This window comes from Paenibacillus aceris, assembly GCF_017874035.1.
In the GTDB taxonomy this organism is placed as follows: Bacteria; Bacillota; Bacilli; order Paenibacillales; family NBRC-103111; genus Paenibacillus_E; species Paenibacillus_E aceris.
In genome coordinates this window covers 241,442-267,506 of sequence record NZ_JAGGKV010000006.1, presented here as the reverse complement: position 1 = coordinate 267,506, position 26,065 = coordinate 241,442, and the positions used below count along the sequence as shown (strand labels likewise).

General features: G+C 47.2%; 24 protein-coding genes. 15 read left to right on the top strand and 9 right to left on the bottom strand.

Features of this window, described 5'->3' with window-relative positions; all coding sequences use genetic code 11:
* Positions 1–60: 60 nt before the first annotated feature.
* Both J2Z65_RS14045 and J2Z65_RS14040 read left to right on the top strand, forming a co-directional pair.
* Positions 61–348: a hypothetical protein gene (locus tag J2Z65_RS14045; protein ID WP_338111717.1), complete on the top strand. Its 288-nt coding sequence runs from the start codon at positions 61–63 to the stop codon at positions 346–348.
* A gap of 188 nt (positions 349–536) precedes the next feature.
* Positions 537–1,865, top strand: a complete 1,329-nt coding sequence (locus J2Z65_RS14040; RefSeq protein WP_167061142.1) for a DRTGG domain-containing protein — start codon at positions 537–539, stop codon at positions 1,863–1,865.
* Here the strand turns inward: J2Z65_RS14040 and J2Z65_RS14035 are convergent.
* From J2Z65_RS14035 to J2Z65_RS14025, 3 genes are all read right to left on the bottom strand, one after another.
* A complete protein-coding gene (locus J2Z65_RS14035) occupies positions 1,862–2,155 on the bottom strand; it encodes a YtpI family protein (protein WP_167061127.1) in 294 nt (97 codons plus the stop codon). The genes J2Z65_RS14040 and J2Z65_RS14035 overlap by 4 nt on opposite strands.
* Before the next feature lie 94 nt (positions 2,156–2,249).
* On the bottom strand, positions 2,250–2,651 hold the full coding sequence (locus J2Z65_RS14030; RefSeq protein WP_167061124.1) for a sporulation membrane protein YtrI: 402 nt from the start codon (positions 2,649–2,651) through the stop codon (positions 2,250–2,252).
* 86 nt (positions 2,652–2,737) lie between these two features.
* Positions 2,738–3,070, bottom strand: coding sequence for a YtrH family sporulation protein (locus J2Z65_RS14025; protein WP_167061120.1), 333 nt, complete (start codon positions 3,068–3,070; stop codon positions 2,738–2,740).
* A 125-nt stretch (positions 3,071–3,195) separates the two neighbouring features.
* Here J2Z65_RS14025 and J2Z65_RS14020 point away from each other — a divergent pair, with 125 nt between their 5' ends.
* From J2Z65_RS14020 to J2Z65_RS13985, 8 genes are all read left to right on the top strand, one after another.
* Positions 3,196–6,831 carry a DNA polymerase III subunit alpha gene (locus J2Z65_RS14020; RefSeq protein ID WP_167061116.1) on the top strand — a complete coding sequence of 1,212 codons (3,636 nt, stop codon included), beginning with the start codon at positions 3,196–3,198 and terminating at the stop codon, positions 6,829–6,831.
* A gap of 70 nt (positions 6,832–6,901) precedes the next feature.
* Positions 6,902–7,402 (top strand): phosphatidylglycerophosphatase A family protein, encoded by a 501-nt coding sequence (locus J2Z65_RS14015; protein WP_167061112.1) that lies wholly within the window; start codon positions 6,902–6,904, stop codon positions 7,400–7,402.
* Positions 7,403–7,573: 171 nt separating this feature from the next.
* Positions 7,574–7,765, top strand: coding sequence for a glutamate decarboxylase (locus J2Z65_RS14010; protein ID WP_167061108.1), 192 nt, complete (start codon positions 7,574–7,576; stop codon positions 7,763–7,765).
* A gap of 66 nt (positions 7,766–7,831) precedes the next feature.
* Positions 7,832–8,698, top strand: a complete 867-nt coding sequence (gene accD, locus J2Z65_RS14005) for an acetyl-CoA carboxylase, carboxyltransferase subunit beta (RefSeq protein WP_167061103.1) — start codon at positions 7,832–7,834, stop codon at positions 8,696–8,698.
* A complete protein-coding gene (gene accA, locus J2Z65_RS14000) occupies positions 8,688–9,662 on the top strand; it encodes an acetyl-CoA carboxylase carboxyl transferase subunit alpha (RefSeq protein ID WP_167061099.1) in 975 nt (324 codons plus the stop codon). Before accD ends, accA begins: the two co-directional genes overlap by 11 nt.
* Positions 9,655–11,409, top strand: a complete 1,755-nt coding sequence (pyk, locus tag J2Z65_RS13995) for a pyruvate kinase (RefSeq protein ID WP_167061095.1) — start codon at positions 9,655–9,657, stop codon at positions 11,407–11,409. Before accA ends, pyk begins: the two co-directional genes overlap by 8 nt.
* A 590-nt stretch (positions 11,410–11,999) precedes the next feature.
* Positions 12,000–12,452: an acyl-CoA thioesterase gene (locus tag J2Z65_RS13990; RefSeq protein ID WP_167061092.1), complete on the top strand. Its 453-nt coding sequence runs from the start codon at positions 12,000–12,002 to the stop codon at positions 12,450–12,452.
* Between the two features lie 13 nt (positions 12,453–12,465).
* Positions 12,466–12,861 (top strand): FxsA family protein, encoded by a 396-nt coding sequence (locus tag J2Z65_RS13985; protein ID WP_167061087.1) that lies wholly within the window; start codon positions 12,466–12,468, stop codon positions 12,859–12,861.
* Between the two features lie 44 nt (positions 12,862–12,905).
* On the opposite strand, the gene ytvI is transcribed toward J2Z65_RS13985, so the two are convergent.
* Complete coding sequence (gene ytvI / locus J2Z65_RS13980; protein ID WP_167061083.1) at positions 12,906–14,042, bottom strand: sporulation integral membrane protein YtvI; 1,137 nt, start codon at positions 14,040–14,042, stop codon at positions 12,906–12,908.
* Between the two features lie 175 nt (positions 14,043–14,217).
* On the opposite strand from ytvI, the gene J2Z65_RS13975 reads away from it, so the two are divergent.
* Positions 14,218–16,341 carry an RNA degradosome polyphosphate kinase gene (locus tag J2Z65_RS13975; RefSeq protein ID WP_167061079.1) on the top strand — a complete coding sequence of 708 codons (2,124 nt, stop codon included), beginning with the start codon at positions 14,218–14,220 and terminating at the stop codon, positions 16,339–16,341.
* On the opposite strand, the gene J2Z65_RS13970 is transcribed toward J2Z65_RS13975, so the two are convergent.
* On the bottom strand, positions 16,307–17,842 hold the full coding sequence (locus J2Z65_RS13970) for a Ppx/GppA phosphatase family protein (RefSeq protein WP_167061076.1): 1,536 nt from the start codon (positions 17,840–17,842) through the stop codon (positions 16,307–16,309). The genes J2Z65_RS13975 and J2Z65_RS13970 overlap by 35 nt on opposite strands.
* 301 nt (positions 17,843–18,143) lie before the next feature.
* Here J2Z65_RS13970 and citZ point away from each other — a divergent pair, with 301 nt between their 5' ends.
* From citZ to mdh, 3 genes are all read left to right on the top strand, one after another.
* Positions 18,144–19,256 (top strand): citrate synthase, encoded by a 1,113-nt coding sequence (gene citZ, locus J2Z65_RS13965; RefSeq protein ID WP_167061072.1) that lies wholly within the window; start codon positions 18,144–18,146, stop codon positions 19,254–19,256.
* Between the two features lie 363 nt (positions 19,257–19,619).
* Positions 19,620–20,918 (top strand): NADP-dependent isocitrate dehydrogenase, encoded by a 1,299-nt coding sequence (icd, locus tag J2Z65_RS13960; RefSeq protein WP_167061068.1) that lies wholly within the window; start codon positions 19,620–19,622, stop codon positions 20,916–20,918.
* A 52-nt stretch (positions 20,919–20,970) separates the two neighbouring features.
* Entirely contained in the window at positions 20,971–21,912 is a 942-nt protein-coding gene (gene mdh, locus J2Z65_RS13955) for a malate dehydrogenase (RefSeq protein WP_167061063.1), read from the top strand.
* Positions 21,913–21,985: 73 nt separating this feature from the next.
* Here mdh and J2Z65_RS13950 read toward each other — a convergent pair whose 3' ends face one another.
* Positions 21,986–22,747, bottom strand: coding sequence for an SDR family oxidoreductase (locus tag J2Z65_RS13950; RefSeq protein ID WP_167061059.1), 762 nt, complete (start codon positions 22,745–22,747; stop codon positions 21,986–21,988).
* Between the two features lie 140 nt (positions 22,748–22,887).
* Positions 22,888–23,463 (bottom strand): TetR/AcrR family transcriptional regulator, encoded by a 576-nt coding sequence (locus J2Z65_RS13945; protein WP_167061055.1) that lies wholly within the window; start codon positions 23,461–23,463, stop codon positions 22,888–22,890.
* Between the two features lie 223 nt (positions 23,464–23,686).
* Here J2Z65_RS13945 and J2Z65_RS13940 point away from each other — a divergent pair, with 223 nt between their 5' ends.
* Positions 23,687–24,115, top strand: coding sequence for a hypothetical protein (locus tag J2Z65_RS13940; RefSeq protein ID WP_167061052.1), 429 nt, complete (start codon positions 23,687–23,689; stop codon positions 24,113–24,115).
* 186 nt (positions 24,116–24,301) lie between these two features.
* On the opposite strand, the gene yfbR is transcribed toward J2Z65_RS13940, so the two are convergent.
* A complete protein-coding gene (gene yfbR, locus J2Z65_RS13935) occupies positions 24,302–24,898 on the bottom strand; it encodes a 5'-deoxynucleotidase (RefSeq protein ID WP_167061049.1) in 597 nt (198 codons plus the stop codon).
* Positions 24,899–24,920: 22 nt separating this feature from the next.
* Positions 24,921–26,057, bottom strand: a complete 1,137-nt coding sequence (locus J2Z65_RS13930) for a polysaccharide deacetylase family protein (RefSeq protein WP_167061046.1) — start codon at positions 26,055–26,057, stop codon at positions 24,921–24,923.
* Positions 26,058–26,065 lie beyond the last annotated feature (8 nt).

The window sequence follows — 26,065 nt, the reverse complement described above, 5'->3', positions numbered from 1 at the left end:
GTCTCATACATTTGAAATAGAGTGAAGACAGGCTTGAAGAGTTCATCAGGCGAAAGGAGTGTGATCAGGTTGAAAGGGTTTAAAAATGTCGTTTACATGAGTGTAGCGCTTGGCATGCTAATTTATTCATTGCCGCAACTTCAGCTGCGGGAGGTAGGTTCCCTACCGATGATTTTTAGCAGCATCTGGATCGCCATGGCGCTTCTGGTCATTGCGTCTCATTTGCATCAGATTCTGGGTGTGGATGAGGAGAAGCGCAGAGAGCTTAAACGCATTAACCGGATGAAAAAATGGCAGCTGGAGCAGCTGGTCCAAGGACGCAAAAAAATGCTGCAATTTCGTAAATAGTTCGAAAAATGTCAAGTTGAGCGCTATCTTTTGACAACGAACACATGTTTGGTATAATACAAATAAGCATCCAATCCTATAGGGTTGGATTTTTTCTTTATGAAAGCTGTCTGCATTGTTCTTGTTCTTTGGAACGTTTATACTAGTAGTACAGAGTAGTACAGGAACAAGCGAATGGGGTGTAACAGTTGGATACTCAGTCTGTGGACGCTTTAACGAAACACGAACAAATTTTACGCCATATAGAAAGCTTGAAACTCGGCAGCCGAATATCCGTTCGCAAAATTGCCAAAAACATGGAAGTAAGCGAAGGCACGGCCTATCGGGCAATCAAAGAAGCAGAGAATCAAGGTCTCGTCTCAACCAAAGAGCGGATTGGGACAGTCCGGGTCGAGAAAAAGCTGCGGCAAAATATCGATAAGCTTACCTTCGCGGAAGTTGTGAATATGGTGGACGGGCAAGTGCTTGGCGGTTCACGCGGACTGCACAAAACGCTGCACAAGTTCGTCATTGGCGCGATGGAACAGGACGCGATGATGCGCTATATCGAGGCAGGCAGCTTGCTGATCGTCGGAAACCGGAACGAGGCGCACAGCTGTGCGTTGGAATATGGCGCAGGGGTACTGATCACAGGGGGATTCGACACCAGTGCAGAGGTGAAGCTCTTAGCCGACAAGTTGGAGCTGCCGATCATTTCAAGCAGTTACGATACTTTCACTGTAGCCTCTATGATCAATAGAGCAATCTACGATCGTCTGATTAAGAAGAAAATTATGCTCGTCGAGGATATTCTGGCATCGGGTGCTTCGCTGTATGCGCTGAAGGCGAACAGTACGCTGAAGGACTGGCAGCGGTTGTCGGAAGATACAGGATACAGCCGTTTCCCGGTAGTTGATGAGTGGAACCGCATTATTGGCGTCGTGACATCCAAGGATATGGTTGGAGCGAGCGCTTCACAAACGGTTGATAAACTGATGACGCGCAATCCGCTCACGGTCACACCGCAAACGTCGGTAGCCTCTGCAGCCCATATGATGGTGTGGGAAGGCATCGAGCTGCTGCCTGTTGTGGATACGAACCGCAAAATGGTGGGCGTGCTGAACCGGAGCGATGTGTTGAAAGCGATGCAGTATATACAGAAGCAGCCGCAGAACGGGGAAACATTCGAGGATTTGATCTGGTCCGGACTGGAAGAGGTCAGGGATGAGAAGGGCTCGCTGCAGTTTCACGGCGTGATTACTCCGCAGATGACGAATCATTTGGGTACCGTATCAGAGGGAGTTCTCACAACGTTAATGACACAGGCGGCCTACCGGATTGTGCAGGAGTTTAAAAAGGGTGATCTTGTCATGGACAACATGTCGACCTATTTCCTCAGGCCGCTGCAAATTGACTCGAAAATAGAAATACGACCCACCATTATTGAGGTGAGCCGTAAGTTTGGCAAGATTGATGTGGAAATTTATCATGCCGGGGCTTTGGTTTCCAAAGCAATGCTGACCGCCCAAGTCATCTAGCGCAGCATACGATCAAAGTGCCCGTGATTGCGGATGCCGGCGAATAAGTTAAACAATCCGAGAAGGACCAGAACGGTACCGAAAATCCGGCGGAAGCTGGATTCGCTGAAGAAGAAAAGCTGGGTAACGGCAATCATCACCAGCATCAAGCCCATGCAAATATTCATGCGGGCCGAATAGAGACCGCGTTTGGCGGGTTCCTTTTCACGGCGCGACCGAAAGCTGAAATATACGGATAAAGCAAGCAGCAGGCAAATAAGTAAGAATAAAGTGATTTGAATCGCGAACATGTGGTCCATCCGTCCTTTTAAGCGAGTTTACTGTTAACTTTAGCGATTTTAGGAGGAGATTGCAATCACATCTCGCGCAGCTTGTGCCGATTTCTTAGGTTCGTTTCTCTTGGGCCGTAATCCAAATGGTCAATTCGGTCTGAATGAGCACGATTGATTTCACTTCAACAACATATTTTTTATCATGCAAAATGTAAGTCTTCTGGGTAATCAATTTCTCGTAGAGAGGCTGAGCATCCTTGACATATGTAGCTTTCTGACCGATTACGAGCTTAAGCTCGCTTTTAATATCGCTCTCAATTTCTTTCTGAATATCTTCACTGATGAGTTCTTCCTGATTATTTGAAACCAGATGAACATTGACGACATTGATCAATGATTGCTTATTTTTTGTCTTGTTTAAATTGTCGATATCGGCACGCAAATCGCGATTTTCTTGCAAATATTTATGCATCTCCACATACAGCTGCGTATAGGTGTGCTGATGTATGCTCATATAGACCGCGCTCCCAATGATGGCTCCCGAAACCATCAGTCCGAAACTCGAAAGCAGGCGCTGATATCGGGCAAAAGGAGGGATCCTCAAGGCTGGTGGCCTCCCTTACATATCATTTGGATGAGCGAGGTACCAATCTGCGCGCCTATGAAGGCGACAATGATCAGTATGATTTGTTTAATCGCCGGATTCAAATGTCCTATAGCGACATGACTTTCTATATAGCGTATCGGATCGATCGTGCCGCCTACAGCAGCCACCATGGCCCAGATTTTAATATTTTCAGCAACGGTCATCATTTTCTCCGTCGGTGATTGTAGGGTCAGCACTGCTGCAATGCCGCTTAACATGCTGCCTCCGAAGACGACCCCGAAAGCAATGCAGAAGTATAAAATGATATTCGCCCAGAAAATACCCATGGCTTTTACCGCTTCCTTTCCAGCTAAGTTGTGAGGACAAACTCTCTATGACTTATTGTATGGGAATGCATAGCCACAATATGATAATATGTAAGGAATAAAATGAGAGCAGGGAGGAAATGCTGATGAGTTCGTTTGTACACTTGCACGTGCATAGTGAATACAGTTTATTGGATGGTGCCGCACGCATGGAGGAGCTTGTTTCACAAGCAGCTAATCTGGGCATGACCTCTCTGGCTTTAACGGATCACGGTGTTATGTATGGGGCTATTGCCTTCTACAAGGCGTGTAAGCAGCGTGGCATTAAACCCATTATCGGTTGTGAGGTTTATTTTACAGCGGGCTCCATCCGCGACAAAGGGACAAGACAAGAACAGCCGATTTATCATCTCATTCTGCTCGCCAAGAATTACAAGGGCTATCAGAATTTGATGAAGCTGTGCTCCATTGGGCATTTGGAAGGCTTTCATTATAAACCGCGCATTGATTTGGAACATTTGACCAAGCATTCTGAAGGACTTATATGTTTGAGTTCTTGCTTAGGCAGCGAAATCTCGCAGCACTTGCTGCATAACCGGATCGAAGAAGCCAGACAAGCAGCGGAACGCTATAGGGACATTTTCGGGGACGACTTCTTTCTGGAAATTCAAGACCACGGCATGATTGAACAGAAAAAAGTGATGGTCGCCATGATCGAGCTAAGCAAACAAACCGGCATCCCGCTTATTGCAACGAACGATGTCCACTATGTGACGGAACCGGATCATGTGATGCAGGATATTCTGATCTGTATCGGGACCGGCAAAACCGTGGATGATACAGACCGGCTCAAAATGGGAACAAGCCAGATGTATTTAAAAAGCGAAGAGGAGATGCGGCGTTTATTCGTCCATGTGCCTGAAGCTCTTACGAATACGGCTGTCGTGGCTTCGCGCTGCGAGCTCCAGCTTGAGTTCGGCAAATCGATTTTGCCAAGCTTCCGTCCCATTCCTGAGCATCTTACGGCAGCTGAATATTTGCGAGAGCTGTGCTTGCAGGGTTTGAAACAGCGGTATGGCTCAAAGCCTGAGTGGGAGAAGACGGACTCGCCGTTGAAGAAGCAGGCGGAAGAACGTTTGACTTATGAATTAGGCGTTATTGAGAAAATGGGATTCTCCGATTATTTCTTGATCGTTTGGGATTTCATTCGTTTTGCTCATGAGAAGCGCATCATGACGGGGCCGGGGCGGGGATCTTCTGCCGGAAGTCTCGTAGCTTACGTGCTGCACATAACGAATGTTGATCCGCTACAGTATAAGCTGCTTTTTGAGCGCTTTCTGAATCCGGAGCGGATTACAATGCCCGATATCGATATCGATTTTAGCGATGAGCGCCGGGATGAAGTGATTGACTACGTCGTAGCCAAATATGGACATGAGCATGTGGCGCAGATTATTACCTTTGGAACGATGGCGGCCAAAGCGGCGGTCAGGGATGTCGGCCGTGTGTTGAACGTTCCTTATGGCGATGTAGACCGTGCGGCTAAGGCAATACCGAATCAGCTCGGTATGACGTTGACGGAGGCGCTGCAGGTCAGTTCCGACTTGAAGTCAATGGTTGCGAGACAGCCCAAAACCGCAGAACTTCTTGATATGGCCATGCGCGTGGAAGGCATGCCCCGCCATGCTTCTACGCATGCGGCTGGAGTAGTCATTTCCAGAGAGCCGCTCACGCAGTATGTACCGCTGCAAGAAGGAACGGCACAAACGGCGCTTACTCAATATACGATGGAGCATCTGGAAGCCATTGGACTCTTGAAAATGGATTTTCTAGGCTTGCGGACATTGTCGATTATTGAGCGAACGGTGGATTGGATTGCCCAAATGGAGGGCTTGCGCCTGGATTTTGACGGGCTGGATATGGATGAGGACCAAGTTACTTACGACATGCTGAGCAAGGGAGAAACGACAGGGGTTTTTCAACTGGAGTCAACAGGTGTCCGCAAAGTGCTGAAGGATTTGAAGCCTTCTGTTTTTGAGGATATTATTTCCGTCCTGGCTTTGTATCGTCCGGGTCCGATGGAGTTCATTCCCAAGTACATTTACGGCAAGCACGGTCAGGTGGAGGTAGTCTATCCGCACCCGACTTTAGAGCCAATCCTTCGGGATACGTACGGCATTATCGTGTATCAGGAGCAAATTATGCAAATTGCCTCCTCCATGGCCGGATTCTCTTTAGGCGAAGCGGATTTGTTGCGGCGCGCGGTTTCCAAGAAGAAGCGGGAGGTTCTTGATGAAGAACGGACCCACTTCGTGAAAGGCAGTTTGCAGCAAGGATTTAGCGCGGAAGATGCGAATCATGTCTACGATATGATCGTGCGCTTTGCCGACTACGGCTTTCCTAGGGCGCATGCTACAGCTTATGGGGTGTTGGCTTTCCAAACGGCGTATCTCAAAGCGCATTATCCGATTTACTTCATGGCTTCCATGTTAACGGCCGTGATGGGGAATCACCGAAAGGTGGCCGAATATGTCGATGAATGCCGGAGAACGAAGATCGATGTGCTTCCTCCGGATGTGAACGGCAGTGGAACGGTGTTCACCCCTGATCCGAAAGCCGGAGCGATTCGGTTTGGGCTTGCCGCGATTAAGAATGTGGGCACGCAAGCGATTGACGCTATTCTTAGCGAGCGTACGCAGTCTCCTTTCGAGAGCTTGCTTGATTTCTGCCGGCGCGTCGATCTGCGCGTCTGTAATAAGCGGGTTATTGAATCGCTAATCCAAGGGGGAGCATTCGACAGCCTGGGGTCTCATCACCGGGCTCAGTTGATGGCAATTCTGGATGAGACGATTGCCTCTGCTGCGAAATGGCGTAAGGAGCGGGACGATCTGCAGCTTCACCTGTTCGGTTTCGTTGAAGAGCCGAATTGGGAAGTGGAAGTGCCGAATATTCCTGTAATGCCGCAAAGCAAGCAGCTTGAGCTGGAGAAGGAGCTTCTCGGCATGTATATCTCCGGGCATCCGCTTGACGCTTACGCGCAGCAGCTCGCGGAGATGGACGCGGCCATGCTGCATCAACTGGCTGAGCTGCCGGATAACAGCGAAGTTCTCGTTGCTGGAATGATCCTCTCTAACAAGACGATCGTGACCAAGAAGGGGCAGCCTATGGCCTTCATGGAGCTGGAAGATCGGATTGATAAGGTCGAGGTGGTGCTCTTCCCCGAGACCTGGAAGCATGCGGCTCCGCTCGTGCAGAAGGGCAGACTCGTCCTCGTCCGGGCGAAGCTGCAGCTTCAGGACGAGGACCCGCCCAAGCTGCTCGCGGAGCAGCTTGCCGCGCTGGACGACCCGGCAGGGGTCCAGCGGCTTCGCCGGCAGCCAGGGATGCAGAGGCGAGCCGTTGACGGAGTCAACGACCAGCCTGCACGTGTGGCTGCCGCATCGGGCGCCGCGCGCAGCAGCGCCCCTGCCAGGCAGGCGGTCCCGCCAACGGGCCGCCAGGAGCCCCGCACCGCTGCTGTGCAGACGGCGCGAACCGACGCTGCGGAGGCGAAGCCGCAGCGGGTGTTCGTCAAGATCTCGGCTGACTGTGAGCAGCCGGATAAGCTCCTGCAGCTGAAGGCGCTGCTGAAGCTGCACAAAGGGCCGCTCGCGGTTGCGCTTTTCTACGAAAGCAGCAACAAGCTCTTGGCCCTTAGCGACCAATATTTGGTCGATCCCTCCAAGGATCTCATCCGAATGATTGAAACGATCATGGGTAAAGATTCCGTAAGAGTGAAATAAAGCATGCTTCCTCCGCATATGAATAGGAACCCGGCATTTCAGGGGCAATCCATGTGTAGGAGGAGGATTTATGACCGAACAACATATGATCCAATTGCTGCAAAAACGCGGTGTAACCGTTGAACAAATTTCTGAAATTGTGTTCAAGCTGCAGAAGCCCTATAATGACCAGCTATCGGAGCAAGAATGTATCGACAGTGTGCTGGCTGTTCTCGCCAAGCGGGAAGTGCAATACACGTTGTATACGGGCATCGCACTAGATGAGCTCGCGGAGAAAAAACTATTGCCCGAGCCTCTGCAATCCATTCTTGAGGCAGATGAACCCTTGTTCGGCGTCGATGAAACTCTGGCACTAGGCATTGTTCATGTATACGGAATGATCGGTTTAACCAGCTTTGGCTATCTGGACAAAGAAAAGATGGGAATTATTCGGAGTCTCAACGATAATAAAAGCGCTGTGCATGTTTTTCTGGATGATTTGATTTGTGGTTTAGCGGCGGCCGCTTCTGCCAGAATTGCTCATCAGAATGAGCATGCGCCTGATTATAGCAGTAAACTACGTCTGGACTAACTTGTTAGTTCAGACTTCAATTTTTTTCATGAACATGCTTTGTTGCGGGAAAAAGAGAAATTATGATATCATTATTCCATTGTGTGCGCCTATGCTTATGAAGGAAGTTTATTATCATCGTTACTAATTACCCTAATCCATGTAGTTGCACTTCATAGGAGGTTTTTTTTCATGTGGACGGTGATATACATAGCTCCTACCGCGAAAATTGCCGAGCGGATTAAACAAAGGCTGACGGAAGAAGGATTTCTCGTACAAATAAGAGGGATCTCCTCTTTATCCAAAAATCAGTTCGAAATCGTCGTTCCTGCAGGGGAAGTCGAAGAAGTACAGGAAGTGCTCAATTCTATTTTACATAGATAGTTAAAGTAGAAGTAAGTAACGTGGCTTGTCAGAGGTTCACGATAACAGCCAATTAGAGGTGGAAATGTGCTAAAGGATTTATTTCAAAAGCGTAAATACGCAACGATTCCTTCTGAGAAAACAAAAAGGGAAATTCCCGAAGGGTTAATGAATAAATGCCCGAAATGCGGTACCATTCAAACGAGTAAAGAGCTAGAGAAAAACCTAAAAGTATGTACAGCTTGCGGCTACCATTATCGTTTAAGCGCATTGGAACGTATTCAATTAACGCTCGATGAAGGCCAGATTCTGGAATACGATGCGAATATGATTTCTGAGGACCCTTTGCAGTTTCCTGACTATGTAGAGAAATTAGATAAAGCGAAGACCACGACGAAATTACAAGATGCGATTATTACCGGGGAAGGCACCATAGGCGGCTATCCGGTTGTGATTGCGGCAATGAGCTTTGATTTTATGGGCGGATCACTTGGCTCCGTTGTTGGAGAGCGAATTACGAGAGCAGTTGAGGCTGCGATCGAAAAGAAGATTCCAATCATTATTTATTCCACTTCAGGTGGCGCACGTATGCAAGAAAGTATTCTTAGTTTGATGCAAATGGCCAAAACAAGCGCAGCATTGTCCAAGCTCAGCAACGAAGGCGGATTATTTATTTCCGTCATTACGGATCCGACGTTTGGCGGCGTATCAGCAAGCTTTGCCATGCTGGGAGACATTATCATTGCTGAACCGGCAGCACCTTTTGGATTCACGGGCCGCCGCGTTATTGAACAAACCATTAAACAAAAGCTGCCGGACAATTTCCAGACATCTGAATTCAATCTCGAGCATGGTCAGCTCGACAAGGTCGTTGCCCGCAAAGATATGCGGCCTACGTTAATCAAGCTGCTGGACATGCACGGAGTGAAGGGGGAGGCGACTTATGGCGGGTGAAATGCCGTTTGAACAGCCGCTGGCGGAACTGAAGAGCAAGATTGCTGAGCTACGCAAATTTGGAGCAGAGAAGCAGATTGACTTTTCAGAGGAAATACGCCGTTTGGAAGAAAGATACGTTCAGCTTGAAGATGAACTGTATGCAAGCATGTCTTCTGCTGAGAAAATGCAATTAGCGCGTCATCCTCAAAGACCGACGACGATTGATTATATTTTATCTATTTTTACTGATTTCATAGAGTTTCATGGGGACCGCTTGTATGGCGATGACCTTGCGATTGTAGGCGGGCTAGCCAAATTGAACGGTATTCCTGTCACGGTTGTCGGTCATCAAAAAGGGAAAGATACGAAGGATAATATTGCTCGCAATTTCGGCTGTCCGCACCCGGAAGGCTTCCGTAAAGCGCTGCGCATGATGCGCCAAGCGAACAAGTTCAAACGTCCGATTATTACGTTTATTGATACCAAAGGCGCATTCCCGGGGAATGCTGCAGAAGAGCGTGGTCAAGGGGAAGCGATTGCCAGAAATTTGCTGGAAATGGCCTCTTTTCGTGTGCCGATCATCTGTATTGTAATTGGTGAAGGCGGCAGCGGCGGCGCACTGGCATTAGGCGTAGGCAACAAGGTATTGATGTTGGAGAACGCGATTTATTCGGTTATTAGTCCCGAAGGCGCGGCTTCCATCTTATATAAAGATGCTTCCCAAGCTTTACACGCGGCAGAAGCGATGAAGATTACAGCCGATCACATTAAAGATTTGAACGTCATTGACGGCATCATTCCGGAGCCCAAAGGCGGCGCACACCGTGATCCGGCGACACAAGCAGAATTTATCAAAACAGCGATCTGGGAACAACTTCAGCCATTGCTAAGTTTGACCGAACAGGAGCTGTTAGAGGACCGTTACCGTAAATTTAGAGAAATAGGTCGGTTCACATTCACTCAGGAGGAAAACCATGCGTAAAACGAAAATTGTCTGTACCATTGGACCAGCTAGCGAATCACAAGAGAATTTGAAAAAACTCCTGTTAGCGGGAATGAACGTTGCCCGTCTTAACTTCTCCCACGGAGATTTTGAGGAGCATGGCGCACGTATCCGCAACCTTCGCGCTGCATCTGCTGAGACAGGCAAATTAGCAGCAATTTTGCTTGATACGAAAGGACCTGAAATTCGTACAGGTAAATTGAAAGAAGAACCGATTGAGCTTGTTCAAGACAAGCACATCATTTTGACTACGGAAGAAATTCTTGGAGATGCTGATCGTATCTCTGTTACTTACTCTGATCTGCCGCGTGACGTTGCAGTAGGATCAACCATTCTAATCGATGACGGCTTGATCGGGCTTACGGTTGTTGGTATTCGCGGAACGGAAATCGAGTGCCGTATCGTCAATGGCGGAACGATCAAAAGTAAAAAAGGCGTTAACGTGCCTGGCGTGAAAATCTCTCTGCCGGGTATTACGGAAAAAGACGCCAACGATATTATTTTCGGTATCGAGCAAGGCGTAGATTTCATCGCTGCTTCTTTTGTTCGTAAAGCAAGCGACGTTATGGAAATTCGTGAATTACTGGAAAGACATAATGCTACTCACATTCAAATCATTAGTAAAATCGAAAACCAAGAGGGCGTAGACAATCTAGACGAAATCCTCGAAGTATCCGATGGTCTGATGGTTGCACGTGGTGATCTTGGTGTTGAAATTCCGGCTGAAGATGTACCTGTTGTGCAAAAGCAAATGATCAAAAAATGTAACATCGTGGGTAAACCGGTTATTACGGCAACCATGATGCTCGACTCCATGCAGCGTAACCCTCGTCCAACGCGCGCGGAAGCAAGTGACGTAGCGAACGCCGTGTTCGACGGAACAGATGCTGTTATGCTTTCCGGTGAAACGGCTGCAGGGAAATATCCGGTCGAGTCCGTTCAAACGATGGCTCGCATTGCTGAGCGTGCGGAAGCAGCTCTGGAATACAAGGAAATTTTCCTTCGCCAAGCTCAAGCGGCACAAGTTACGGTCACAGAAGCGATCTCGCAAGCGGTAGCTAACTCGGCTTTGGAGCTTGGTGCGAAAGCGATTTTGACAGCTACGGAAAGCGGATATACGGCAAGAATGGTATCCAAATATCGTCCGAAAGCGCCGATCATTGCGATTACGCCAAGTGAGCAAGTTATCCGTCGTTTATCCCTGGTATGGGGCGTTATCCCGGTAATGAGCGTACAAGCTAAAACAACGGACGAGCTGTTCAACCTAGCTGTGGATAGCTCCATCAAAACAGGAATCGTGTCTTTAGGCGATATCGTGGTTATCACCGCGGGTGTCCCTGTCGGGCGCTCTGGAACTACGAACCTGATCAAAGTTCATCACGTTGGTGAGATGCTAGCCAAAGGTACGGGTATCGGTATGCAAACTGCTACAGGTATCGTTGTCACAGCACGCACTCCTGAAGAGGCGAACGCGAAAATGGTTGATGGTGCCGTACTAGTAACGGTAACTACAGATAAAGAGTATATGCCGGCTGTTCAGAGAGCTTCTGCGTTGATTACAGAAGTAGGCGGCATTACATCCCACGCAGCTGTTGTTGCGCTTAGCTTGGGAATCCCGGTTATCGTAGGCGTTGAGAACGCGGTAGAAATCATTAAAGACGGTACAGAAGTGTCGATCTATCCGGAAGTGGGCATTATCTACTCTGGTCAAGCGAGCGTTCTGTAAGCTAATAACGAAGAGGCTAGCCATGAGGTTCTGAAAAGACCTTCTGGAAGGCCTCTTTTTTTGGCGATCGATGCTCACCAAAAATGGGGATGAACGAAAGGTCTATCATCGCTGGGCTTTCTTGTTTATTAGCACATTAAGTCGCTTGTGACAACTAGGATCCGCTATTTTATGTAAAAGCGGACTTTTAGGAGGTTGAGGGGAACGGTGGTCCGCTATTTTGGAAGTTTGGCTCAATATTGTGGCTTTGGGGGCACATAAGACCCTGTAGTTCCGCTTTTGATTAGATTTTGGCTGCTTTCGCCTAAATAGCGGACTCAAGGTCCCTTTTAACTAAAAGGGACGGTAAAGAATGTTGTCTTCCCATATCCACGCCTCACCTTAGCCTCGCTCCCTGTGCGATGCCCAGTAACGCCGCGGGCTGTTGCCCTGTGCGGCGCTAGTGACGCCGCGGCCTGTCGCCTTGTGCCCTGCCCTGCCCCTCCAGGGCACCCTAGCTCTCCCCCCACGCAGCACCGCTCGAAGGGAGTTCCTCCCTTCACTGTGTTATACTAAACGCAATACTTTGTCCATGGGAGGCTTGCAATAACATGAATGAGGAACGCTGGTATCAGCACCAACTGCGCGTGAGGTATGCCGAAACAGATCAAATGGGCGTTGTGTACCACGCCAATTATTTGAACTGGTTCGAAATTGGACGAACAGAGCTGATCAGGGAGCTAGGCTACTCTTACCGCAGCATTGAGCATAAAGGCCTATTGCTTCCTGTCGTCGAGGCGGAGGTTAAGTTTAAGAAGCCGGCTCGTTATGACGATTTGGTAAGTATTAACACGCGAGTGCTTGAAATGAGCTCGGTCCGGCTCCATTTTGCTTATGAAATCAGGAAGATTAACGAAGAATTGACAACTTCATCAGCGGACAAAGAAGGAGAATTGCTTGTAACGGGAACCACGCGGCATGTTTGGGTGAATCCTTCTTGGAAGCCAGTACGTATAGAGAAGGAAGCGCCGGAATTGTGGCAGCTGTTATCTGAGTACTCTTAAAGGGGATGGGATTATGTTGCGTATCATTCTTGCCATTTTTATTCTTGTGCCTGCCATAGAAATTTCCTTTCTTATTATGATGGGGCATTTTGTGGGCGGCTGGACAACATTTGCTCTTGTTATTCTAAGCGGCTTCCTTGGTGCTTATTTCGCCAAAAGAGAAGGACGCAAAGTGTTGGAGTACGCTCGGTTTGAGTGGTCACAAGGGCAGTTGCCGGCTCAGCATTTATTGGATGGCATTTGTATTTTCCTCGGCGGTATCTTATTAATTACACCAGGTTTTATCACAGATATCTTCGGGTTTCTCCTTGTTTTTCCGTATACGAGGCCGATTTTCAAGGTCATGCTGCTCGCATTGATACAAAGACAAATTGGCAAAGGCAACATTCATTGGATTAATCGCAGATAAGACTATGTTCCATGCAAAGGAACCCCAAAAAGGCTCGGTCCCCCTTATTCCGGAGGTGCCGAGCCTTTTTGTATGTAAGTGGCGATATCATGGAAGATTCGTGCTCTGTAAAAAGCAGAAATAAGAATAAGTGACACAGGGCCAATAATGAGCCCTAGAAGTCCGAACAGCTTCAACCCGACGAACATTGCGATTAAGGTGGCCAGAGGATCGAGTCCGACGGAGGAAGCGAGTACTTTAGGCTCCATGATCTGTCTGGCAATCACGATGACGCCATACAGAATGCTGAGTCCAATCCCGAGGAAAAGATTACCTTGTGCGAAAAACACGTACAGGATCCACGGCACCATAACCGCGCCAGTTCCCAAATAAGGCATCAAATCCGCCAAACCCGTTAACAAGCCGATCGTAATGGCATAGTCAACGCGCAGAACGAGCAGTCCAATAATAACGACCAGCGCTGTCAGAGAGACCAGAATAAGCTGTGCGCGCAAATAGCCAAATAACGCCTTTTGCAAATCGTTTCGGATCAATTGCGTGGTCTTCACAATCATATCGGAGAAGATGCCTTTGTACCTTTTGATGAGCTGATACCAGTCTTTGCTTATAAAAAAGGTAGCAAGCATGACGATGATCGTAATCGTCGCAATATTCGGCAGTGAAGTTAGAAAACGTTTCAGTGTGTCAAATACGTAGCTAATCACAAACTTACTGACATCTGCAATTGAGCCTGCTGTGGAAGAAAGGTTATTGTTAACGGTCTCCTGATATTTGGGATTATTTTCGAAAAACTCATTGATTTTCTCAATCCAGTTCTGGAAAGCCGTTGAATTGATGAACACATTGAATTGTTCCACCCATCGGTTGATCTGGAGCTGCAGGGTGTCGGCAAGAGATCCTAATTCCACAACGATATTAGCGACAAGCAGCGTAATGGCAGTAACCATGGCTGCTAAAAATATGAGCATGGATAAAGTAACGGCAAGCCAACGCGGAAACTTCAATTTGAATTGGAAGAAGTTCACAAGCGGGTTGAGCATAAGCGCTAAAATCCAGCCAAAAATAAATGGATATATAAGTGGAATTACGTAGTAGAAAGCGTAGGCGATTCCAGCGATGATCAAAGCCACCCAAATGCCCCTGAAAATCTGGTGAACTAAGCGCGGATTCAGGATTCCCATCGTTTTTTCTCTCCTTGGTTCAGTTCTTTGTATTGTACCATGAACATGGATAAATACGGAAACGAACATTCCTTTACAAAATCTTCATATAATTGAAAAGGGGGGTCTGCATTGTCGGCATTCCGGCCACATAGTACAATGAAGTCATAAACTAGATAATCTAATTGGAGGCTTTATGAGTATTGCGCGAGAACCCGATCTGAAAGAAGTTAAAGAGCTCAAGGAACATAAAGAGATTTCGACCAAGTACTTAAACCGCGATTTAAGCTGGATCGAATTCAATTGGCGTGTTCTGGAGGAAGCCCAAGATCCAAGCACTCCACTGCTTGAGCGTGTGAAATTTCTGGCCATCGTATCTAGCAATCTCGACGAATTCATGAGTGTTCGTGTTGCAGGGCTCAAGGATCAAATTAAGGCTGGGTATAACAAAAAAGATTTCACCGGGTACACGCCAGCTGGGCTAATTAAACGAATTATGAAGCGCACATCCAAAATGGTGAGCGAACAGTACAAAACATATCGTGAAGTCACGAGATTGTTGACGAAAGAAGGCATTGTATTCACCGAATATGAGGATTTGAATACGAGTCAGAAGAAAGCCATGGATGAGTATTACCATGATATTATTTTTCCTGTACTAACCCCGATGGCTGTGGATCAAAGCAGGCCGTTTCCTCTTGTACATAATCATTCGGTCTATTTGGCCGTCCTTCTGCTTAGAGAAGGAGATGACCCGGATGATGAGCCTTATTTTGCAATCGTCCAAGTTCCTAGCAATTTATCCCGATATATTTCCGTACCGACACGAACCAATAGTAAAAAGCAAGAGTTTATTCTTCTTGAAGAATTAATGGAGCACCATATACAATCGTTGTTCAGTGGTTATATTCCGATTTCTGTTCATGGTTTTCGCGTGACCCGTAATGCCGATTTAACGCTCAATGAGGAAGGAGCGGAGGATCTGCTTGAAGAGATCGAGAAGGAGCTAAGACGCAGACGTTGGGGTTCTCCTGTACGGCTTGAAGTGCAAGAGGGGATTCATCCCTATGCTCTTGCCCAACTGCAGGATGAGTTCGAGATTGAAGAGCAAACCTTCGAAATTGACGGACCGCTGGATATTACCTATTTTATGAAGCTGGGCAATACACTTAACGGTTTTGAAAATCTTCGTTATCCGCGGGTAAACGCCAAATATCCCATTGAATTCGAGGATACGAATGATTTCTTTGATGTGCTGAAGCAAAAGGACGTTCTCGTTCATCACCCTTATGAAACGTTCGACGCTGTAACGGATTTTATTGTCCACGCGGCATATGATCCTAAAGTGCTTGCCATCAAAATGACGCTGTACCGGGCGAGCGGAAATTCGCCGATTATTCAATCGCTGGCGAGAGCCGCGGAATCCGGCAAACAGGTTACGGTTGTCGTGGAGTTGAAGGCACGATTCGATGAAGAGCGGAACATCGCCTGGGCGAGAATGCTTGAAAAGTCAGGCTGCCACGTCGTCTATGGCCTTGTCGGCCTCAAAACACATGCCAAAATCACCTTAGTTGTACGCCAAGAAGAAAATATGCTGCGGCGTTATGTTCACGTAGGGACAGGAAACTACAACGACATAACGGCTCGGCTGTATACGGACGTGGGACTTTTCACCTCCAACAGTGTCATTGGAGAGGATGCCTCGGCATTGTTCAACGAAATTACTGGCTACTCAGCGCCGCATGATTGGCAGTCGTTTGCTGTAGCTCCAACGGATTTAAAGGATAAGCTCTTTGAGCTGATTGCCAGAGAAGCGGAGCATGCCAAAGCAGGCAAACCAGCCAAGATCATTGCCAAAATGAACTCCTTATCGAATCAAGAAATGGTGGATGCATTGTACGCAGCGTCACAAGCGGGCGTGAAGATTGAATTGATTATTCGCGGCGTATGCTGCTTGCGTCCAGGCGTTCCGGGGCTAAGCGAGAATATTACGGTACGGAGTATCGTAGACAGATTCCTGGAGCATTCACGGATTTACTATTTCCAAAATGGCGGTCTGGTCGATGTTTATTTATCATCCGCTGATTGGATGACACGGAATTTGACACGTCGCATTGAACTGATGTGTCCGGTTATTGATCCGCAAATGAAGAAGATGATGATTTCGATTCTGAACGTCAGTTTGAATGACAATGTCAAGGCAAGGGAGCTTATGTCAAACGGGATGTACACCCGCATAAAAAATGAACTGACCCCTTATCGGAGCCAGTTCGAGGCGATGAAAATTACTTCTTGGAAAAAACTCCGGCTTGAGTCTTAAGCTTGAGCCCCCATGTTTTTTCGAATTCTTTGGTAATGGCTGCGAGTTCCTTTAACTCTAGAATCGGGTTGTGAACACAAAGCAGTTTGAGGGTCAGGGACGTTTCGGAACGTGTTACGACCAGCTCGTGAACAGGTTGCGTCTCACTATGATCCAAGGCAATCGCCAGCTTCAGGAGTGTGCCTAACTTCACAATTAACGGCTCGTCGGATTCTTTCAGTATGTCCTTGAATGCAAGGGCTTGCTGATGAGTCCGGCTTTTTGTTTTAAATGTAGCAATGAGAGAACAGATCACGATTTCCCGATGCGTAAGACCGTCGATGCGGGCATTCGCTATCATGTACTGCGTGTGCTTCAGATATTGATAATAATGGACGCTGACGCCGATCCGATGCAGGAGGGCGGCAGTATGCAAATACCGCTGACAGCCCACTTCAAGATCAGAATGAGCTGCAAGTTTGCCATAAAGCTGCATAGCTAATTGATCGACACGCCTAACATGCTTTTCAGCTCCATTGGGGTGAAGGGACAGTAAATTATGAATACTGGATTCCAGGACGTCCTGGTTGATCGGCTGTTTGGGATTAAATGTCTCGAAAAACAGGCCATCGCGAAGTCCGGATCCGCTGATAATACACTGAGAGGCATTAGCAGCTTGAAATAAGGTGTCTAAAATAATCAGACCCGGAACGATAATATCGGAGCGTTCTTTGGAGAGACCGTCTATTTTCCTTCTTTTTTCGATGGGAAGCGAAGACAGCAAAGTAACGAATGAACGAAGCTCTCCAGGCTTCAGTTCGTAATTATGGGCAAGCGGGAGGGAATATTTAGCGCGTTTTTGACTCATTTTGCCCAGTGTACGAATCGTACCGCCAAGCCCGATCATCGGCAGATTTGGAGATTGGGTAATCCAGGGATGAGCGGTAATCGCCTCTTCTACCATGCGGCGAATATCCACCGTCTCCTGCTCGGTCAGATTCGCATTTTTCATAAATTGGCGGGTTGTGTTTACAGCCCCGAAGGGAAAGGAAACACTGTTCACCAGCGTGCGGTTTCGCAGTAAAGTAACCTCTGTGCTGCCACCGCCAATATCAATGATGAGAGCGTCCCGAATGTCAATGGTATTGATCACGCCTAAATAACCGTAGCGAGCTTCCTCCGTGCCGCTTAACACTTCAATCTGCAGTCCCGTTTGTTCTTCAAGTACACGTATAATATCGGTTGAATTGGCCGCATTGCGAATGGCAGCAGTAGCTACAGCCCTTACCGTTTGAACCTCGTGAACCCGGCACAGCAGTGCGTAGTGGGATAGAATCGGGACAATGGAAATAATATCTTTGCTATGTAAATTACCATCGTATCCGATACGTTCACTGAGTCTGGCGGAATCCTTATGCTCGCTTATAACGCGGTAGGCCCCGAGTTCATTGATTTCATAGATCACGAGCCGTATCGAGTTGGACCCGATATCGATGATGCCGATTTTTGTGCCGCTGCTCATGTATTTGCTCCTTTATCCGAGAAAATCACTGACGCTTTGCCTACATTGTATCAAGCGGAGACCTTCTCGACAAACTTTTACAAATTCGTTGCATAAATCGGGGAAATAAACAAAAACTTGTATCGTGTGTTTCAAGTTGTAAAGCAACAATCAATGGCTTTTTTGTGTCAAAAAGATTCTTTATGGTAGTGATAATGAACTTTTATGTCCATTTTTGTTCACTTACCGAGTAAAATACTTTATTATTAAGGTTAGGAAAAAAGCAATTTTTTGCTAATAGAGTAGCTAAGGAGAGATTCCCATGACTGCAACCAAAGGTTTAGAAGGAATTGTAGCCACGACCTCGTCGATTAGCTCCATTGTAGATGGAGTGCTGACATATCGCGGGATTGATATTGATGACCTCGCGGAAAATGCGACATTTGAAGAAGTTATTTATTTGCTTTGGTTCGGCAAACTGCCTACCCAAGCTGAGCTTGAGAAACTGCAAAGCGACCTGAACGCTTACAGCAAGGTGCCCGATGCGGTGATCAACCAGTTGAAATCATTCCCGAAAGATGTTAATTCCATGGCTGCGCTTCGTACAGCAGTATCCGCACTTGCACTGTATGATGATGAAGCAAACGACTTGAGCCAAGAATCCAATGTTCGTAAAGCGATCAAATTACAAGCGCAAATCCCTGGCATCATCGCAGCATTCGCTCGTATCCGTGAAGGTAAAGAACCGTTAGCTTCCCCAGGATATTCATCCGTAGCGGCTAACTTCTTGTACCAATTGACTGGAAAAGAGCCGGACAAAGTTGCGATTGAAGCTTTGGACAAAGCGTTAGTACTTCACGCTGACCACGAGCTGAACGCTTCCACGTTCGCTGCGCGCGTAACAGTTGCAACACTTACTGACATTTACTCCGGTATTACTTCTGCTATCGGCACGCTCAAAGGACCACTTCACGGCGGTGCGAATGAGGCGGTTATGGCTATGCTAGAAGAGATCGGCACTGTAGAGAACGTAGTTCCTTACATTAATGGTAAATTAGAGCGTAAAGACAAAATTATGGGCTTTGGACACCGTGTATACAAAAACGGAGATCCTCGTGCAAAGCACTTGCAAAAAATGTCTTATGAGCTTGGTAAGCTCACTGGCAATCTGAAATGGTACGAAATGTCCATTAAAGCAGATGAGCTGGTAACTGGACTTAAAGGTTTGAAACCGAACGTTGATTTCTATTCAGCTTCTGTTTACACAACACTTGAAATCCCGCGCGACCTGTTCACACCAATTTTCGCGATCAGCCGTACATCCGGATGGACAGCCCACATATTGGAGCAGTACGAGAACAACCGTTTGATCCGTCCTCGCGCTGAGTACACAGGTCCGGTTAACCAAAAATACATCCCGATTAGCGCTCGCTAATTGGCCTACATGTAAGCTCAAGGTGCGGGCAGTTCGGTACCCAGCTTCAGGGATTCCCTGGGGTGTACCGCAACTCCCGTCACTTTTTGTGTGTCTACCACTCTTCTGGCTTCTACAACGGTGACGAGTGAAAATAAGTTGTTTTGGTTTTGCTCGTTGTAGTAAAGTAGCTAGTGGAGTGCATGGCAGTGCCTGGAGAAACGTAGTGCCCCGCCTTTATAATCGATTTATTTACATATGAAAGTTGTTCGAAAAATAATGGATTATAACAAGCGGTCGGAAGGGACTGCCAAAAGCATGCAACGTATTGCACCATAGTTAACTCATTAATGCCATTTTAAACAAATCTTAGGAGGAACTATCATGCCACAATTCGAAACTTACGAACTTCCAACAGAAGGTCAAAAAATCACAATCGAGAACGGTGTACTTCAAGTACCTAACAACCCGATTATCCCTTACATCGAAGGTGACGGTACGGGTCCTGACATCTGGGCGGCTTCCGTACGCGTTCTTGATGCTGCAGTAGAGAAAGCCTACAAAGGCGAGAAAAAAATCGCTTGGTACGAAGTATTTGCCGGCGAAAAAGCTTTTAACAAATTCAACAACTGGCTGCCTAACGATACATTAACAGCTATGCGCGAATACATCGTGTCCATCAAAGGACCTTTGACTACGCCAATCGGCGGCGGTATCCGTTCCCTGAACGTTGCGCTTCGTCAAGAGCTAGACCTTTACGTATGTTCCCGTCCGGTTCGTTACTTCAACGGTGTTCCTTCACCGGTTAAACGTCCTGAGCTTGTTGACATGGTTATTTTCCGTGAAAACACAGAAGATATCTATGCAGGTATCGAGTGGGAAGCTGGTTCTGACGCAGTTAAAAAAGTAATCTCTTTCTTGCAAAATGAAATGGGCGTTAAGAAAATCCGTTTCCCAGAAACTTCAGGTATCGGTGTAAAACCAGTATCTTCCGAAGGTTCTGAGCGCCTAATCCGCGCGGCTATTGAGTATGCTATCAAACATGGCCGTAAAACCGTTACATTGGTACACAAAGGCAACATCATGAAATTCACAGAAGGCGCGTTCAAAAACTGGGGTTACGAGTTGGCTGAGCGTGAGTTCGGCGACAAAACATTCACTTGGGCTCAATACGACCGCATCAAAGAAGAGCAAGGCGCAGAAGCTGCAAACAAAGCTCAAAAAGACGCTGAAGCTGCTGGCAAAATCATCGTAAAAGATGCGATTGCTGACATCGCGCTGCAACAAGTATTGACGCGTCCAACTGACTTTGACGTTATCGCAACTTTGAACCTGAACGGTGACTACCTGTCTGATGCACTTGCTGCACAAGTTGGCGGTATCGGTATCGCTCCAGGAGCAAACATCAACTACTTGACTGGCCACGCGATCTTCGAAGCTACGCATGGTACAGCTCCTAAATATGCTGGTCTTGACGTTGTTAACCCAGGTTCCGTTATCCTGTCCGGCGTAATGCTTCTTGAGCACCTTGGCTGGTTGGAAGCGGCTGAGCTGATCTACAAAGGCTTGGAAACATCCATTAACAACAAAACAGTTACTTATGACTTTGCTCGTTTGATGGACGGCGCAACAGAAATCAAATGCTCCGAATTCGCGAACGAAATCATCAAAAACATGGCTTAATCCTTATATGCTCAAGGTTACGATAACTAAAAACTATTAGGAGGCTATTCAGATGGCAATTCGTCGTAATAAAATTACCGTTGTTGGCGCAGGCTTCACAGGAGCAACGACTGCTCTTATGTTAGCTCAAAAAGAACTTGGTGACGTTGTTCTTCTAGATATCCCGCAATTGGAAAACCCGACAAAAGGGAAGGCTCTCGACATGCTCGAAGCCGGTCCGGTTCAAGGATATGACGCTCAAATCACAGGTACATCTAACTATGCGGATGCTGCTGATTCCGACATCGTTATTATTACTGCTGGTATCGCACGTAAGCCAGGGATGAGCCGCGATGATCTGGTTAACACAAATGCGGGTATCGTTAAATCCGTTTGTGAAAACGTAAGAGAAGTAGCACCTAACTCCATAGTGATTATTTTGAGTAACCCAGTTGATGCAATGACTTACGTGGCTTACCAAGCTCTTGGCTTCCCGAAAAATCGTGTCATCGGTCAATCCGGCGTGCTCGATACTGCTCGTTACTTGACGTTCATCTCCCAAGAGCTAAATGTATCCGTTGAGGACGTTAAAGGGGTTGTTATCGGCGGACACGGGGACGACATGGTTCCACTAGTTCGTTACACATACGCTGGCGGCGTGCCGATCGAGAAGCTGATCCCAGCTGACCGTATCGAAGCCATCGTGGGGCGTACGCGTACAGGTGGCGGAGAGATTGTTAACCTGCTTGGTAACGGTAGTGCATATTACGCACCAGCGGCTTCCCTTGTGCAAATGACAGAAGCGATTCTGAAAGATAAAAAGCGTATCATTCCTACAATCGCTCTTCTTGAAGGCGAGTATGGTTATGATAACTTGTTCATGGGTGTTCTGACTGTACTTGGTGCTAACGGTATCGAGAAAATCATGGATATCGAACTTACGGAAGCAGAAAAAGCAGCTTTGGATAAAACCGCTAATTCTGTTCGCAGCGTCATTAAAGTTGTAACAGGATAGTCAAATATAAGGCAAAGAGCCGATCTCCTATTGAATATAGGGGGTCGGCTCTTTTTTGAGTATGGCATATAGATTACCAAGGTAGTTCTTCGTCTAAATAATAGAATTTGCCCGTTGGACCATCTGCAGGTAAAGTAGCTAGTTTCACGCTGGTCATGCTGCCTTCTCTAACATTCAATTGAGCGTGTTTACCGCCAATTTCCGTCTTTACCCAACCCGGGTGCGCCGAATTAACTTTAATTGGAGTATGTCTAAGTTCATGTGCAAGATGATTCGTAAATAAATTCAATGCTGCCTTTGAGGAGTTATAAGCAAGCAGCTTCATGTCGTAAATCGGAGCATCAGGATTAGCGTGCAGGGTAAGGGATCCAAGAATACTGGACAGATTGACGATTCTACCCGCAGGTGCTTTACGAATTAATGGAAGCAACTTTTGAGTCAATTCAATCAAACTGAAGAAATTGGCATCGAATGTTTCACGAAGAACTTCTGGCGAAAGAGTGCTTGTTTCATTCATAGGTGAAAGATGCTCGACTTCTTTCTGTACACCGGCATTATTAATTAAAATATCCAGCTTTCCGTAATGCTGCTCAAAAAAATCATAAGAAGCTTGACGATCATCCGCTAGTGTGACATCAAATTTGAGGCTCTCCGCTTGGAGTCCTTCGGAACGAAGTGTTTCCGCGGCGGCTTTCCCTTTCTCTAAATCGCGTGCTCCGATTACGACCTTAGCCCCAAGCTTAGCCAGTTCACGTGCAGTTTCCAAGCCAATTCCACGATTTCCACCCGTAATAAAAGCAACTTTATCTTCAAGAGTATGTGAGTTTGTTGTCATTTTCAATTTCTCCTTAGTTATTTATTTTGATTGAACTGTTGACCGACCAAAGCGATATGGTTGGCATCACCGCCTTTCATTTAGCGTAAAACGACTATCTAAACTAATGGGAATGATCATTCTAATTTGAGTAAAAAAAATTAATTAAGGATTGCTAACGTTGTGTCAATTAGGCTTTCTAGTTTTTCTTTATCATTTGTTGTTTTGACCAAAACACGCAGCCCCACCCAAGCGTTATTAAGGTAAATCGAAAGGTTCTCAGCACTATGCTGTCTTGAAATTTCTCCTGTTTGCTGCCCGCTCACTAACAGCTCATAAAATAATTTCTCTGTCACTAAAAACTCCTCATGAACTTTAGCGGCCACTTCCGAATCGAGCAAAGCTAATTCTACGGCAGTATTAACGAATAGGCAGCCTTTGGGCTGATCGTCTTCTTTACTAATCGTCATCTCAAACAATTGTCTTATAGCCATCTTTACAGAATTAGTTTGATGAACTCTGTTATTTATTTTTGTTTCAATCATGGTTTTGTATCGATTCATGACATCCATGAATAAGTCATGTTTGTCTCCGAAAGTATCGTACATGCTTCTTCTATGAATGCCCATGTGGGTGACAAGCTCTTGTATAGAGGTCTTTTCATAGCCTTGTCTCCAAAATAAATCCATTGCCTTGTCTAATACCGCGTTGATTTCAAATTCTTTACTTCTAGCCATGACCATTCTCACGTCCTTATTTATACGCTAGCCGCTGTCGACATGACCTATATTAGCATATTGAGAACGATCAGTAAAGAAAAGGTTTTGACAGATTTGGTCACATTTATATGTAGATATGGTGAAAAGCCCGAAATGTTGACATCGCTTTCTTGTTCCAAAGATAGGGATTCGGTATACTACATAAGAACGATTCTAATTCAAAATTGCGGAGGGTGTTTAAATGTATCAGGTTATGATTTTTTTACATGTTATTAGTGCCTTGCTGCTTGGCGCATACGTCGTGTTCCCGTTCATCGTGGGGCGTGCCGCTACGTTGACAGGCGCTGCACTTGAGGGCTTTGCGGGCCTGTTGTCCACGTTAAACCGAGTTGGACAATTCTCTTTGATTGTGACGTTCATCACTGGCGGTGCAATGGTTTCTAAAGTAGACGTATCCGTATTGTGGATGGTGCTGGCCATTGTTCTGCTGCTTATCGTGGGAGCGATGACAGGCATGATTGGCGGGAGAATCAAGAAGCTGATAGCTAATGCAAAAGCAGGAAACAGCACGGCAACGGATGCTGCGAAAATCAAGTCATTCAGCTGGATCGCTGCAGTTGCTGTCGTTGTGGCTATTTTGTTTATGACGAATCCTCAATTGTTGGCTTAATTGTCATGATAAAAAGGGGCTGTTCCAAGAGTAGAGATTTCTACTTTTGGAACAGCCCCTATTCCTTCTAGTTCCCTCAAGCACGCCAAATGGCTGTTATAGAAGGAAATGGTGGATCATAGTTCCCGTAAAAACAAGGGGCTATCCAGCCGGTCTTCATAGACCTTCCTGGATAGCCCGTTTGCTTTAACTGCTTTCGTTCGGATTTAATGTGATTTCATCCAACGTTTTCTCGAACGAAGCGCTCATATGTTCTAGGAAATACTCGACTTCCGGCATGTTCATTTTCTTCAAGCTCTCCAGAATTTGCTGCTTGGCAACAACGAACTCTCTGTTTCCGGTCGAAAGCTCAGTAAGGCATTTGATGTATGCTTCGAGCAAGTCTGCTGCCTTCACCCAGCGGTAAAGCTCTGGGTCCGGGTCCTGGATGAGCTTACGGTAGATACCGCTGATTTCCGGTGGGATCGTTTCAATGAGCCGTTCTACGGCAACGTCTTCGATTTCACGAAAGTTGCGCAGGATCTGCTCATTGTTGTGTTTGACGGGCTGCGGAATGTCTCCCGTTAATACTTCGGAAGCATCGTGGAACAAGGCGATGGAGACAACGCGATCTGTAGGTACATTGCGTCCGTAGACCTCATTAGCGATGGTACAAAGCATATGAGCGATAGTGGAAACGTAGAAGGAATGCTCAGCTACGGTATCTCTGCGCATGTTCCACATGAGACTCCAACGATCGATATATTTGAGACGGTATAAATAAGCAAAAAAATGATGATTCATAAGGTTGTTGACTCCTTCAAGATTATTTCACGCTCGGCGCCACCCGCACAGCCACCGCTCCGGTGGCAGGGGTGTAGACGAGCGGCTGCCCGATCAACGCGCTAAGATCATCCAGCGCGATTGTGACCTGCCCGTGCTCGCGCAGCACGGGCTCCCGCAGCTTCACGCGCGCATCGCCGCGCGTGGCCTTAGCCGCATTCACCTGCAGGGTGAATGCTTCTTGCCCGAGGCGGAGGCGCAGCACGCCGCCTTCAGTACTTGCGCTGCCGCCAAGCTGCGCTGCGGCAGCGGCCGCGTCCACGCGCAGCGGGGCGCTGCCCGGCTGCGCCACAATACGGCGCTGGATCGAACGGTCGAGCAGCTCCGGCGTGATGCCGGGGCTGCCCGCGTTGATCCGCGGGATGAGCAGATGATCGGCGCTTCGCGTCGCCATCTCTGGAGAGATCGTGAAGGCGTAGCGGATGCCCGCCTGTTGGATCTGTTCCGTCGCCGCTGGCGACGTGATGCCGTACGGGTACGCCATCACGTCGAGCGGCGCGTCCGTTAGGCCCGCAAGCTTGCTGACACAAGCTTGTGTATCTTTCAGTATGCGCTGCTTGTAGGCGTCGTCGCCTTCGCCGTCTAAACGCCCGACAAGCGCAGCATTGCCGTCCGGCAGCTTGTTATGCAGGCTATCGGTGTGGCAGCCGATATCGATAAAATTCGTCGCATGGGTCATTTCACTGATTTGTTCTTTGGACATCGAAGGAATATAGGATGCCAGCGGATCGGTTAAATCATGCGTGATGACAAAATTGACTGCGGGAACCCGCAAGCTTTTCAAAATGGGATAAGCCCCTGTATAAAAGCTTTGATACCCGTCATCGAAAGTTACGAGGACTGCGTTAGAGGGGACGGTAGCCCCAGCCAGATACTGTTTGAATTCATTTAAGGCAATAAAATGATAGCCTTTACTCAATAAAAATTGCAGCTGTTCTTGAAACAGTGCGGATGTAATGGTGCTGGAGCTTGTATCGGTGTCATGGATATGATGATACATGAGGACAGCAACTTGATCCTGATAGTAGATATCTTGAGATCGCTTCGCCTGCAGAGGCGTAAGCAGAAGCGTGAGCCCTATCAGACTCAGCAGAATCGTGATCCCGATTCTTTTGGACATGTCAGCGT